11 protein-coding genes and 1 CRISPR repeat array are annotated in these 13,967 nt (G+C 46.9%); all 11 genes read right to left on the bottom strand.

The genetic code is table 11. The features are described 5' to 3' along the window. Positions 1 to 83 precede the first annotated feature (83 nt). Positions 84 to 668 carry a general stress protein gene (locus tag ABIA61_RS02335; RefSeq protein WP_404519195.1) on the bottom strand — a complete coding sequence of 195 codons (585 nt, stop codon included), beginning with the start codon at positions 666 to 668 and terminating at the stop codon, positions 84 to 86. A gap of 152 nt (positions 669 to 820) precedes the next feature. Further along, positions 821 to 3,355, bottom strand: a complete 2,535-nt coding sequence (gene hrpB, locus ABIA61_RS02330; RefSeq protein ID WP_404580244.1) for an ATP-dependent helicase HrpB — start codon at positions 3,353 to 3,355, stop codon at positions 821 to 823. A 132-nt stretch (positions 3,356 to 3,487) separates the two neighbouring features. After that, the gene (locus tag ABIA61_RS02325) at positions 3,488 to 3,862 is read right to left on the bottom strand and encodes a DnaJ family domain-containing protein (protein WP_404580243.1); all 375 of its coding nucleotides are present in this window, start codon (positions 3,860 to 3,862) and stop codon (positions 3,488 to 3,490) included. A gap of 131 nt (positions 3,863 to 3,993) precedes the next feature. After that, complete coding sequence (locus tag ABIA61_RS02320) at positions 3,994 to 4,188, bottom strand: hypothetical protein (RefSeq protein ID WP_044649082.1); 195 nt, start codon at positions 4,186 to 4,188, stop codon at positions 3,994 to 3,996. A 43-nt stretch (positions 4,189 to 4,231) separates the two neighbouring features. Then, the gene (locus ABIA61_RS02315) at positions 4,232 to 4,393 is read right to left on the bottom strand and encodes an aspartyl-phosphate phosphatase Spo0E family protein (RefSeq protein WP_200893535.1); all 162 of its coding nucleotides are present in this window, start codon (positions 4,391 to 4,393) and stop codon (positions 4,232 to 4,234) included. A gap of 304 nt (positions 4,394 to 4,697) precedes the next feature. Next, complete coding sequence (locus ABIA61_RS02310) at positions 4,698 to 6,116, bottom strand: helix-turn-helix domain-containing protein (RefSeq protein WP_404519202.1); 1,419 nt, start codon at positions 6,114 to 6,116, stop codon at positions 4,698 to 4,700. A 956-nt stretch (positions 6,117 to 7,072) separates the two neighbouring features. Next, positions 7,073 to 9,622 carry a LamG-like jellyroll fold domain-containing protein gene (locus tag ABIA61_RS02305; RefSeq protein WP_404519203.1) on the bottom strand — a complete coding sequence of 850 codons (2,550 nt, stop codon included), beginning with the start codon at positions 9,620 to 9,622 and terminating at the stop codon, positions 7,073 to 7,075. A 222-nt stretch (positions 9,623 to 9,844) separates the two neighbouring features. Continuing rightward, a CRISPR array of direct repeats spans positions 9,845 to 10,905; the repeat unit is 33 nt; unit sequence ATTTCAATCCACGCACTCCATACAGAGTGCGAC. Positions 10,906 to 11,086: 181 nt separating this feature from the next. Next, positions 11,087 to 11,377, bottom strand: a complete 291-nt coding sequence (cas2, locus tag ABIA61_RS02300; RefSeq protein WP_014281197.1) for a CRISPR-associated endonuclease Cas2 — start codon at positions 11,375 to 11,377, stop codon at positions 11,087 to 11,089. Positions 11,378 to 11,385: 8 nt separating this feature from the next. Continuing rightward, positions 11,386 to 12,417, bottom strand: a complete 1,032-nt coding sequence (gene cas1c / locus ABIA61_RS02295; RefSeq protein ID WP_283655703.1) for a type I-C CRISPR-associated endonuclease Cas1c — start codon at positions 12,415 to 12,417, stop codon at positions 11,386 to 11,388. Next, positions 12,414 to 13,073 carry a CRISPR-associated protein Cas4 gene (cas4, locus tag ABIA61_RS02290; RefSeq protein ID WP_283655702.1) on the bottom strand — a complete coding sequence of 220 codons (660 nt, stop codon included), beginning with the start codon at positions 13,071 to 13,073 and terminating at the stop codon, positions 12,414 to 12,416. The genes cas1c and cas4 overlap by 4 nt, the downstream gene beginning before the upstream one ends. Further along, positions 13,060 to 13,935 (bottom strand): type I-C CRISPR-associated protein Cas7/Csd2, encoded by an 876-nt coding sequence (cas7c, locus tag ABIA61_RS02285; protein WP_283657827.1) that lies wholly within the window; start codon positions 13,933 to 13,935, stop codon positions 13,060 to 13,062. The genes cas4 and cas7c overlap by 14 nt, the downstream gene beginning before the upstream one ends. Positions 13,936 to 13,967: the final 32 nt, after the last annotated feature.

Raw genomic sequence — 13,967 nt, 5'->3', positions numbered from 1 at the left:
CCGGTTTATCAACGAGCATACATATGGAAAAGCAGCAGCCTTCCCTTTCGGGGAGACTGCTGCTTTAAGCGTAAGCTATAAAGTTACAGGTTTCTTCTGGTATCTGTGTACGCATCTGTCCGGGTATCCGCTACCGTAGCATCATACGTTCTGTAACGATCCGCATTCAGAGAACGGTTGGTGCGGAAAATATCATACACATCCCTGTGATGATCAGCAGAATCCACCAGCACTAAAATCTTGCCCTGATCGACGTAGGTCTCGTATTGACGCGCATCATCTTCCGGAATGCCCAGCCCGACCAGTCCACCGACCAAGCCACCTGCTCCCGCTCCGACAGCCGCTCCGGTAAGGGTAGCCGCGATAGGTCCAGCAGCGAGAATAGGTCCGATGCCCGGAATAGCCAAGGCCCCGATGCCTGCCAGCAAACCAGCGACCCCGCCTACAACACCGCCTGTAGCCGCGCCTGTCGCTACACCCTCCGGTGCTTTGGTGCCTGTCTCTTCACTAATCGTCCTCAGCTCGTCACGGTCACGTGTGATAACAGAAATTTCACTGCTTGGAATGCCTCTGCTTTGCAATTGTCCAATCGCATGAGATGCTTCCTGCTCTGTATCAAAAACACCGACAATTTTCTTTTCGTTATAATCGTTTAAGTTATTAGCCATGGTAGTTACCTCCCAATATTTTGGTGTTGAGTGGTTCGTCCTTCATTACCCCGCTGTTCTGACGTTTAAACGATTTTACGAAAATTCAAAAAGCCGATGAACGAAAACAGAGCTTCATTTCAAACCAAAAATTCGCATAAAAAAGCTGCTGTTCAACGCTTGGGCTTCGTTCTGTTGGTCGCCACAGCTTCCAGTGGATCATCCGGCCAATAATGCTTGGGATATCTGCCCTTTAGATCCTTTTTGACTTCAAAATAAGCCTCGCTCCAGAAGCTGGACAAGTCGGAAGTTACCTGTACAGGTCGTTGCGCAGGTGACAGCAGATGCAGCACGATCGGCACGCGTCCGCGTCCAATACGCGGCGTATCTCGCATACCGAACAACTCTTGTAGCCGCACTGCCAGCGCGGGCGCCTCGGGATTCGAATAATCGACAGGAATACGGGAGCCGCTGGGCACACGGATATGCGTCGGCGCTTCCTGCTCAAGCTGCTGCCTTTGTTCCCAATCCAGTCTGCCCAACAGCAAGGCGACACCGTCCAGCCGTTGCAGATCGGATACATTTTTGGCTCCAAGGGCGAAGGGCAGCAGCCACGAGTCCAGTGAATCCAGTAACGCTGGTTCCGTGCTGTCTGGCCAATCCTCGGGCGATGAGAAATGCATAAAAATCAAACGCGCCTGCAACTGGAGGGTTTGCCGATTCCAGGACAGCAGCTTTAGACCCCGTTCACGCACACCCTGCATCAAGGCGGCAGCGATTTCCTCTGTCGGAGAACGCTCATAGGACGTTTCCTTTAAAACGAGTGCGCCGAGCTGTAATACCTTACGGGCTCTTACTGCTGACGCTGCACTGTCCCAGTATACGTTGGCTTTCTCCAGCAGCAATACGCTGCAATGCTCGATCAGCTCTTGCAGTTCAATCGGGGCCGCGAGCTGAATGGCACCGTCTGCCCCCTCGTCGTCCACTTCGGCGGCGACGAGATAGGACGAACGCGACATCCACTCCACTTGTCGGAGTCGCGCACCCCGGCCGCCGCTCAGCAAAAAGCGGCCATCCCCCCGGCCCTGCGCGATTCGGTCCGGATACGCAAAGGCCAGTAGCAGCCCGCAGGCCCCGGAGCCGTCAGGCTCGTCCTGCCCTGCGGCTGCTTTCGGCAGCGTGGCTAATAGCTGCCGACTCTCCTGCACGATACGGCGAATCACCGTATCGTCTGCCGCCCGCAGCAGGCTGTGCGTGCTGCGGGCGTGAGCCGCCTCGCGCAGTGCGTCCAGCCGCGGGCGCAAATCCGTTCCGCCATGGGTGCGGAACGGGTCCCGCTCTTGCAGCAGCGCAGCAAGGCGACTGGCGGTCGGCGCCAGGCCGAGGTTGGCCGCGCGCAGCAGCATGTGCCCGAGGCGCGGATGCGCGCCCAGGGCGGACACCTCGCGGCCGTGTGCGGTGATGCCGCCTGCCGTGCTATCGGCTGCGGCATCCAGGCAGCCGAGCTGGCGCAGCAGGCCCGTGGCCTGGCGGTACGCCGCCTCAGGCGGAGCATCCAGCCAGGCCAGCTCGGCGGGCTCGCGGACGCCCCAGGCGGCCAGCTCCAGCGCGAGCGGGGCCAGATCCGCCGCTGCGATTTCCGGTCGGCTGGCATCGGGGAGCGCGGCATGTTCCTGCGCGCTCCACAGCCGGTAGCACACGCCCGGCTGAAGGCGGCCCGCCCGGCCGCGCCGCTGATCGGCGGAGGCTTTGGACACCTTAACGGTGGTCAAACGGCTCATGCCGGTTCGCGCGGAGAAAACGGATTCCCGCGACAGCCCGCTGTCTATCACTACCGTAATTCCGGCTATCGTCAAGCTGGACTCGGCAATCGAGGTTGCCAATACGACTTTTCGGCTGCCCGAAGCCGACGGGCGTATCGCTTCATCCTGCTGCTCCAGCTTCATACTGCCGTACAGCGGAATCACCTTGACATGTACAGGAAGATTCCTTGAAGCCAGCTCACGTTCCGTTCTATGAATTTCTCTGGCCCCTGGGAGAAATACCAGCAGATCGCCTTCATGAGCATGAAGGGCCTTGTCTACCGTCTCTGCCGTAAAGGACTCTAATGGGTTCGATGAAGGCTTGGACAAATGAAACGTCTCTACCGGAAATACCATGCCGGGACATTCCAGCAATGGAGCGTCCCCCAATAGACGGCATACAGGCTCAGCCTCCAGTGTCGCGGACATGATCAATATTTTTAAATCAGGCCGCAACAATGCCTGACTTTGCAGCGCAAGCGCCAAGCCCAAATCTGCATGGAGGCTACGTTCATGAAACTCATCAAAAATGATCAGACCGATCCCCTCCAACGCCTGATCATTTTGCAGCATCCGGGTCAGCACGCCCTCCGTAACCACTTCAATCCGCGTATTCGGCCCTACTTTTGTATCCATGCGAACCCGGTAGCCCACCGTCTGCCCGGTTTGTTCTCCCAGCGCTTTCGCCATTTGCGCCGCTGCTGCACGTGCCGCCAAGCGCCTTGGCTCCAGCATCAATATTTTTTGCCCCGCCAGCCACGGCTCGTGCAGCAATTCAAGTGGCGTAACTGTCGTCTTGCCTGCGCCCGGCTGTGCAATCAATACCGCAGCCGAATGGGATTGCAGCGCATTTTTAAGCTCGGGTATAATTTGAATGATGGGCAGTTGTTTATCTGTATCTGTCAATGAAATCTCTCCAATGATACGCAGATGCGTAGAATCTAAGTGTTGTTTCTATATGAACAACGAATTTGCTTTTATTATTGTGAATTTTTCACTACCTGTAGTTATTATGGTTTGAATGACGAAGCTCCGCTTCTATCCCTCCAACCGCTTACGCACAGCCAGCTCATATTCATAAAATACAGACGAAGTATTCAGCCCTCTTTCCTCCAGCAGCATACGTAGACGAAGCGATTTTTCAGTCAGCTTGCGACGAATGCGCTGTTGCTCTCCCGACTCACGACAAGCGTGGAGCAAATCGCGTAGCTGGACGCACTCCTTTTGCAGTTGAAGCTCCTCTGGTAAAATGCCTGCATTTTTCAGCAGCTTGTACGACATACGCAGCTCCTCTGGCACATGTGATAAATCCTCAATAACCAGCGGCTTGCCCGCCCCTGACAGATTATCAAACTCGCCTTTTGCCATGGCTTCGGTAATTTTTTGCTCGGCCATTCTGGAGAACATTCCCATAGGTCAACTCAACTCCTGTATAAACATATGTACAACCATATTGGATCATAAAAATGGGGTCTTTCGTCACTGTAGCATAAATCTCCAGAAGATGTCCTGCATTCATGGGAAAAAGGGAAAGAGGGGAGGGATTACTCTTCTATTCCAAGCAATTGGGATACTTGTGTTCTATGTTTCTTGGCCCTACGTGTTCCGTGAATGAGATTGGACAATCGGCTAGGGGGGATATGATATGTCTCACAAAATGTTTTCTGGTCAATTTGTTTCTCAACCAGCTTTTGTTTGATTTTCCACCCAAAAGGGGTTACAGCATTGCGTTTATTCAACTTTATGACCTCCAGGTTAAGTTTTACTCTAATTATAAGTTCGTTAAGATTTTAATTTGCACGTTTGGTATTGATTCAAAAGATCATCCAGTTTCTTGGATTGTTCAATCACTTTGGGATGCGTTAAAAATCCGTATTTTTTCTGGACTTGGTACAGTCTTTTTCTGGCTCTCTCGACACGAAGTAAAGTCACACCTTGATTCATCATCAGCATGATTCCCCCTTCTGTGTCATATCCTAATGCAAAACGTCAACTTTTGGATTTTTTAATCATACGCTCAACAAAAAAAGTGCTTCTGGAACAATCCAGAGGCACTTTATGTCGATCTATGTTCATTTTCAGTTCTATCCAAGTTGCTCAGAGTTAACTTTCAACCAACAATACCCGCCAGCCAAGGTTAGCGTGCTGCTGTTACTTTTCTGTTTAAGCACCCCCATGCTGGTCATTAAGCTGGATACTATGGTGGTGGTTAAGGACTTGATCCGGCACATTCGGGATAAACAAAAAGCTAGCTGCGGCGATCAAAAGGAGCATTTTTTTCAACATTGTCTAACCACACCTTTTCAATGAAATTTAGAAACTGTGCTTTTCTCTCAGGAGCTACATTCAATCTGAAATGTAAGAACAGCCCCATGCAATTTATAAAATAAGTCTCATTATTTAGTATATGACACTTTAACATGGCATACCACAAATGTTTAAAGCCCTCATTATATAGACCCCGATACAAAAAATAATGGGCTAACTCATAGCTCAAACGTGCAGACTGCTCTGGAATCACTTGACGAGTATACATATCTCCGGATGCCGTCTTCTGCGAATAAGACTCAATCTCTTTTTCAAAATGTTGGAGTATGTCATTCACATCAACCTGATATCGGTTAGCTGCCATCATAATGTTCAGCAGTTGAGTAACCCTATCTTCTTCGGTTGTTTTTGATGATGCATTAATATATTCAACATAATTATATAGCACACTTATATCACCGGATAAAAGCTTATTCACGATTGCATTAGCTTGTGACCAATGCTTGAACATGTTGACCCAGTGTTGAGTATTCTCATCCTTCTCTATGACCCAATCCAAATTAGCGTAGGCGTATGTATATTGTAAAGCTTGTTGATAATCGCCTTGGGCTTCACAGACACTTGCACACAGTAAATCAGAATAGGTGATGTACACAAATATAGGTCGACTCAGCCTCTTATCTAGTTCCGCCCCTTTTGGTTTCTTCTGTTGATGCTTCAATGTATATTGAATTTTTGCTTTCTCTCTCATTTTTCTCGCTGTTTCATCCAACCTGTCCCAATTACGCAAAGACCTGTACACGTTAGCCAAATCCTTCAATGCATCAAGCTGGTCTTTTTCATCCAGGCGTTCAACAAAAGGTTCAAACAGAGTAGCTGCTTTGAGATTGCGGCTTTGGTCGTCACCAATTTGGATCGTGAATATACGATACTGACAGACTGCCAAGCGCTCGGAGTGCTGGTACTTCTCCCCTTCTGCTACACTCTCATAGAGCAGCAGTGCGGCAGCATGTTGCCCCTGTGCAAATAATGCTTCTGCAATATCAAATAGTCTGGGAGAGTACAATAACTTGTCCATGATTGCTCCAACCATTCTTCGGATCGCATCCAACTTGTCCAGCTCCGCACAACGATATAACAACGGCTCAATTCGGCGCATATTGGGGGAACGTTCTATAATGTAATTTTCTATGTATAAATCGTAGAAGTAGCCTTCTGGTAACCCCATAGCCAAAGTGATTCGGTCAAGCTGCTGTACGGAAACAGGCCGATGCTGAGTGATCCAATTACTAAGCGTTCTTTGATGGACCCCCGAATATTCCGCAAATTGACCCAATGTCATGTCATTTTGTTTCAAATAATCCTCAAACTCCGCCGAAATCGTAGGTGTATGCTTCAAGTCATAACCACCCTTCGCATAAAAATTCCATAATTTTAAAGATCAATTACTATTTTTGTCCAAAAATTAACAACTGTCAACATTTTTTTGCAACTCATACGAAAAAACTACGTTTGGCATAATTTGTCCAGAAAGGACATGGTGGCACAAGCGATAGGAGGGGAGTTTGATCGACCCAAAGAAAAGATTCACACGGGTTTTGAATGCTATTAGAACGCACGTGGGTAAGTGGAGAACAATGAATTGCTGATTAAAAATTTCAACCACGCACTCATATAGAATGCGACCATGGTCCGGGAAAGTAAGATGCCAGCGGTCCTGACGATTTCAATCCACACACTCATATGGAGTGCGACGGCATGATGAGATTGAAACCCAAGCTTTTTCGATATTTCAATCCACGCACTCCATACAGAGTGCGACTTTTGAATACGAGTTGTCGATCGCACAAATTTGTTCCAATTTCAATCCACGCACTCCATACAGAGTGCGACTTAATATCAGCGTGCGCTACGATCCGCTGTAATGTATTTCAATCCACGCACTCCATACAGAGTGCGACCGGGGATACCGAGAGTTTCACGTACTTTATGTCGATTTCAATCCACGCACTCCATACAGAGTGCGACAGCGAAAAAGGGTCAAAACAAACCTGTTTCAATTCATTTTAGCGTAATTTTGACCATAAGGCATCAAAAAGAGCATGTTCCCTTTATGATGCATTCACAAATCATTCACATTCGACAGAATTTCGACAAAATCTGAGGTGCGAAGGACCTGGGGAATTCATGTGAGCTTCACATTCGCACTTGAACAAATGCGCTCACGATACAAAGAGGTGATTTCATGCTTTTTAAACCTATGCACTGAGTATGCTACACAAAAAGAAGAAGCATACACAGTAATCTCTCACTGGAGATGCTTCTTCTCAACCTCTCATATCTCTCAGCCTAGCTTCATTTCACCTTGGCCAATTCTGCTACCTGTGAAGGAGGAAGCGCCCCTTCGAATATACTAAGTTCATCGATAGCGCCTTTAAAGGCAGGGTCCCACCAGTTAACACCTAAGCTGAACGTTCCTGCTTTGGATGTAAATACGTCTGGAAATCCTGCGCCTGTAAACTGAGGTTTACCGTTCACATACACGGATAACACTCCTTTGTCTACAGTGAAGGCGAGATGTGTCCACTCATTAGTTTTGATTTTCATACCGGTGCTACCGTTATACCAAGATGAGCTACCGGACCAAAGCATCGTGTTGTCTCCCTCGGGACCTTTGGGCAGCAAGCTAATCCAGTGATTACTATCCATAGCTCCGAAAAAAGTGGGGGTATACAGCGTCAGTTCACTCGGATGAACCCACAGGGACACGGAATATGCAGAACTGGATATAATCCCTTGGGGCAGCTTAATTCCAGATTTTCCATCCAACAGGACCGCTTGACCACTTGTACCCTCCGTGTAGGTGACAGTTCCTCCTTCACGATCAATCCGGTCACCGATGACCTCACCATTCGCAAAGGCAGCTTCACTGTCCTCAAGATTATTTTCAAATTTATATTGTGCGGTCAGCGTTGCCATCTCATAAGGAGATACTGTGATGTTAAAGGTTTTGTTCTTACTGCTCTCCCCTTTGGAAATCGTGGCTGTAAGGGTTGCTGATATAGCCTTTTCTCCGATTTCAGGACGTTTAACCTCGCCTGTCGCAGAAATGACGTCCGGGTCCGAGGTTTGCCAAGTAATCGAAGTTTGCCGACTTCCTTCCTTTGGAAGGGATACATTGGCTACCACCCCACTTGTATCACCAAGGTCCAACTCACCATATACACTTTCAACCACTGTTGCATCCGTCGAAGCAGCGAACTGACTCCCCCAGGCCATTTCCCCTGTTTTGGATACAACCGTAAATGTCATTACATATTGCTTGGTATAATCATCCCATTGTCTAATGAAAACTCCGTCATACACAGTTCCTTCCAGCGTCAGCTTGACACTCGCGTCTCCTACCTTACGCCACGTTCCTTGTAGCTCACCTGCGACGGTATGATCTGCTTTTAGCTGAATAAACTGCGCTTGCTTGATCGCCGCTGACGTATCGCTGCCATGATTAACATACTGATAATCTCCGACGACTTGATCCTCATCCAGCTCTGTAAGCGTCTCACCACTATAACGGTAAGGAGCTACTACTGGCCAGCCTTCCTGGTTCATGAACATCTGATGTATGCGCAATTCATGCTTCTCTCCCTGCTGAGGAAAGCGGGTATGAAAGACAACAAACATTTGCCCGTTATCAGGATCGGTATAAGCAGAGTTGTGGCCAGGGGATACGTAGCCATAGCCAATTCCTTCGCCTGGATCACCTATTTTACTGTTGAACAAAAAGTTGCCTATCAGTTTGTTACCAAAAGCGGCATTCTTGGTGTTAGCAGGTAATACGGCGTTCTGCCCCTTGGCATCCTTATAAGGTCCTGCCGGATTTTTGGAACGGAATAACCTCATGTTATATCCACCGTCCGAGGCAAGTCCGCCATAGGTTACAAATAAATAGTAGTAGCCTGTCTCTTTATTGTATTCAATGTAAGGGCCCTCTCCTGATTCCCCATATCCGCCAGCAATTTTGGTGCCAAAATAACGATCAATCAGCCGACCATCTTTCGTCGTTCCGTCTCGACCTGGATAGATAGGCTTTCCTGTTGCTTTATCCAGCTCTAGTAAAAAAATCCCCCCAGACCATGATCCATATGTCATCCATAAACGCCCTTCTGTATCATAAAAGATAGCTGGATCAATCGCATTCGGAAACATTTTATTTGCGTAAGAACCATCTACGTTGAACCATCCCGCTCTTGGACCTTGCAGTTTGCCTTGATCAACCAACTGTTGGATCGGCGTGTTGGTCCATTTTTTATCCACTCTGCTGTCCTTGTCGTAGGCAGTCTCTTTCGTAAAGCCGGAATACACAATCGTATCCACATATTGATAAGGACCTTCGATTTGGGGTGCAACAGCAACACCGATCGCGGAACGAATGTAGGTAGAAGACGCACTATAATAAATCATATAGGCCCCTTTTGTCCCATCGTCATTGACATAATGCTCATTCCAAAATACATCCGGCGCCCAGACCGAGAATCCTCCCTTGCTGTCCGAATCATTTTCCCCTGCCCAAGCAAAGGAACCTGCGAGATTCTTCGATAAATCCCCAAAAAGCGTGTTTCCCGGAGTTGTGTAACCGTTTGCAAAAGAAGTCCAGTTTTTAAGATCCTTGCTCTTCGCCGCTGAAATATGTGAACCAAACACATAATAAGTATCGCCGTCTTTGACGATGGAGGGATCATGAACGGATACCTCGGAAAAAGCGGGCGCATCCTGCTCATCCTTCTGCTCAGATAGTGCAGCGGAAGCATCACTCATTCCCAATGAAGACCCTGCAATCATTAGTAATAATGCTAACGTTATTAAAAAACCTCTCTTGATTCCATTTGCTGCAACCCGCCTTTTCATCCTCATCTGCCCCTCTCTGGAATTGGAGTACAGCGATATATATTCTACATTGATCAGTAGATACCTTTATGTTTTCAAGAATCATAAAGGTATTTGTAAAATATATTTTGAGTAGATAAGAGGATAGTTTGCTTAAAATGGACGCAGTGTGTGATGGAAAGGTCGCACTCTATACAGAGTGCGACTAGCTTTATTGTACTCTGCAATTGAACCCTGAATGTTATTTCAATCCACGCACTCCATACAGAGTGCGACCCTATTCCATCAGTATAAAAAACTAAATCCAGAATTATTTCAATCCACGCACTCCATACAGAGTGCGACGCGTCCGACTTGCGCCAGCCATGTAATCACCTCACAACTATTTCAATCCACGCACTCCATACAGAGTGCGACGTATAACTACGATGAGGTTATGGCTGATGGGTTGATATTTCAATCCACGCACTCCATACAGAGTGCGACCTTGACCTTTATTCCTTTGGGCTCTTCCTGTGGTGGATTTCAATCCACGCACTCCATACAGAGTGCGACCTCTACGCTTAATGTCGCCTATGCTGGCGGCACAATTTCAATCCACGCACTCCATACAGAGTGCGACTCATTGCCATAGACAATTAAGGACTTGTAATGATCATTTCAATCCACGCACTCCATACAGAGTGCGACTGAGTAATTCCGATATAATATAAGCAATGTGTTGTAATTTCAATCCACGCACTCCATACAGAGTGCGACGTGACGGTACAGGCAGCTAGTAATGACGCAGCTGATTTCAATCCACGCACTCCATACAGAGTGCGACGTTAGACATTATCGTGCCCTGGGGATACAGCACGGTATTTCAATCCACGCACTCCATACAGAGTGCGACGTCATAATTTAATATGTCGTTTTGGTGAGTGGAAAAATTTCAATCCACGCACTCCATACAGAGTGCGACTTCCGTACATTGTTTGCCGCTTGCACCATAGGTATTTCAATCCACGCACTCCATACAGAGTGCGACAGGTGTCACTATGCGCGTACAGGATATAGTAGAGATTTCAATCCACGCACTCCATACAGAGTGCGACTTAAGACAACCAAAAAAAGACGTAAACGGGAAGGAAGTATTTCAATCCACGCACTCCATACAGAGTGCGACTCCGGGGCTGTTTTTATTTAAGCTCAAGTTTTACGATTTCAATCCACGCACTCCATACAGAGTGCGACCGCAAGGGCGCTACGGGCGGTCACCCGAAACCGAAATTTCAATCCACGCACTCCATACAGAGTGCGACAGCGAAAATACAGCAATTGATACCCTAATGGTATCAATTGCACACATTTTCGCACAAAATAATGCTAAAAAAGACTGAATTAACTATTGACTTCTATTATAGGAAGTGGATTCTAATCCTTTTCGACAAATTTCGAGGTGCGAAGGATCCGGAGTTTTTATGTGAGCTTCACATTCGCACCTTACAGAATCAGCGGGCTTTCCATATCGTAAGCTTCTTTTGCACCCATATGCTCTACCTTCTTTTTATAGTTATCTCCTAAATTGTAGAAACGCAGGCTGTCTTCTTTTTTGTCTATCAATTCTTCTAATTCATACTTCAAACGGCGAAACTGGGTCGAATCCAAAATGCACTCAAACACGGAATTTTGTACCCTTTGTCCGTGATCTACACACTTTTTTGCAACCTTGGCCAATCTTTTTCTGCCTTCCCTGTCTACTGTGCTTACATCATACGTAATTAGAATTAACAAGATCACACCTACTTCCACAAAAATGGAGGGTACTCGTCCAGATCTCCCCGAATATGTCTAGCCAAGAGCAAAGCCTGTGAATAGGGCACAAGCCCCCAAGACATTTTCTCATTCAAATAAGGATGAATAATCTTTTCCTGTTTGCGTTCCTGCCATGCCTTCAATACTATCTTTCTCGTGTCATCGTCCATAATCACAGCGCCATTTTCTTTCCTGTAAAATCCTTTGCCATGAATCAACTTTTTGTTAATCAATGTAAGGACAAAACGATCTGCATATACTCCACGAAGCTCTTCCATAACATCCAGTGCCAATGAAGCTCGCCCCGGACGATCTCTATGCAGAAAACCTACATAAGCATCCAAACCGACAGCTTCCAGTGCAGATTTCATATCGTTGGACAGAAGTGTGTAGGCAAAAGATAATAAAGCATTGACATTATCCAACGGCGGGCGTTTATTGCGTCCATGGAAGTAAAAATCCTTCTTTTGCTGCAAAATCAGTTCATCAAAAACCGAATTGTACTGTACAGCCGCCGCACCCTCCAAACCACGCAAAATGTCCAGATCCTCCACTTCACGGACTTGCTGCATGGCCCCTGCTAAAGAAGCAGTCACCTTTTTCATTCGATCAGCGTCAATACGTAGGGGATAGTCCCTTGTCGCTCGCTCCAAAATCCATTTATTATTATATATCTTGCCTATAATCATATTTCTGGCTACAAGAGCACTTCTTTTGTCATCATCGGAAATCCGATACTGTTCTTTTCGGAGTACCACATTTCCACGACTCTCTCCGATCACACGTGCCAGGAAACGTCCAGTTCGCGTCATAAAGGTTAAATCTATATTGCGTGATGCACAAGCACCCATCAGTCCCGGACTTACCCCTGCATAGCCAAAAGTACATACAGCTTCCAGGTTATGCAACGGGTAGCGTGCCAAAATGGCCTCTTCTTGTTTGATAACGATATTGTCCCCATCCAGTGACAAGTACGTATCCGGCAAGGTAACAAACAACGTATTCAGTAATTTTTTCATTCAGCTATCCTGCTTTCAATGAAACTGGAAACAGACCTTTTATTCAAAATTTCCGGCACACATATATGTTGAAGCGAGCAGCTTTGGCAATGTGGCCCCGCTTTAGCTTTAGGGGTGTGATTGCGCTCAAAATAATGCCGCATTTCCTGAATACTTGCTCGCACCCGTTCACGGTCAGCAGCAGTGATCATGACCTCTACCCGATGCTTGATCTCATCGTAATAAAAGTAACCTTTTGCAATATCACACACGAGCATTTCTTCAAGACACATCACTTGTGCAACTAACTGAGAATGATCTGAATCATTTCGTTTGGGTTTGCCGCGCTTGTATTCCACAGGAAAAGGAAGGTACATACCTTCCTCCCCTGCCAGCGGAACCCCATGAGCATCCCGTACAAACTCTACGACGTCACAGATTCCGGTAATCCCAAGTTCTCTGGAATGTATAGGCAACGCGCGTACGATGAGTTTATCTCCTCTTTTCTCACGAATCATCGGCTGATCCGCTTTTCGGTGTAAATGATCCCCCTCAATCGTCCGCACATTTTCTTCCCATTGCTGCTCAATGTGAATAAGCGCCCACTGTCTTCTACAAAAATTAAAATGCTGTATACCGGATAATAGCAAATAATCTTCTTCGTTATAGCCCTGCATACTCTTGGACCTCTAAGCCTTCGAGCGGTGTTACTATACATTCATAATGGGTGTCAAAAGATTTGTCGATTGCACTTACATCTTCTTTCGGTTTCACTTCCAAAGAACGATGTACTTTAGCAGATGAGTATTTTCCAAGCTTGGAAGGATGCTCCCACCAATAGACCTTATGAACCTCCATACTGCCGTCAGGACGGGCCGATGATACGTCATTTTCAAACAAGCTAATCAGCGCTTCCCTGATCTTCGCCGCGTCTTCGTGTGTAAATCCTGTTTTTTCAGCTAGCTGTGTATTGATGCTTCCCTTAAAAACGTACACACCAAAATCCACCCGATGCTTCATCCCCATCGTATCGGAGCCTCTTTCTTTGCCGGGTTCGGAGTTTACACTTTTGGTAATTTGCATACTTGTAATATCAATAGGATCTATACTGGTTGCTGTATGTATAGATACAGGCCCTCTTACCCCAACAGACACTCCTGCTCCCTTACTTGCCGCCTTGAACGCAAACACTTGACCGAAGCTACGAACATCTATCCATTCCTGACAAGCAATTCTAGCAAATTCATCACTTGAGCTTTCCTTGCCCTTAAAGAATTTTTCCAATTCAGGGTTGGCATCTGCACGTTCTCTTAAACTATGAAAAGCATCTGACTTCCGATCATTCGATTGAACAAAAATAGACTCGCCCATATCTTGCAGACGATTTCTTATTTTCCGTTTCAGAGCCACATCTGAAATTTCGCCATAACCATCGTAATTTTGCCGTGGGCGATTGCCATTCAACGGATCGCCATTGGGATTGGCTTTTGTGACAGACATTACAACCGCAAAATCAATTTTATGATCCAAAATAGACATGTTAGGATTCTCCTTTTAATGTTGCTCTGTAT

The sequence above is a fragment of the Paenibacillus sp. RC21 genome, assembly GCF_044907935.1.
GTDB classification, from domain to species: Bacteria; Bacillota; Bacilli; order Paenibacillales; family Paenibacillaceae; genus Paenibacillus; species Paenibacillus terrae_A.
The sequence above is the reverse complement of the archived record's forward strand: the minus strand, read 5'-3'. Positions and strand labels throughout refer to the sequence as shown.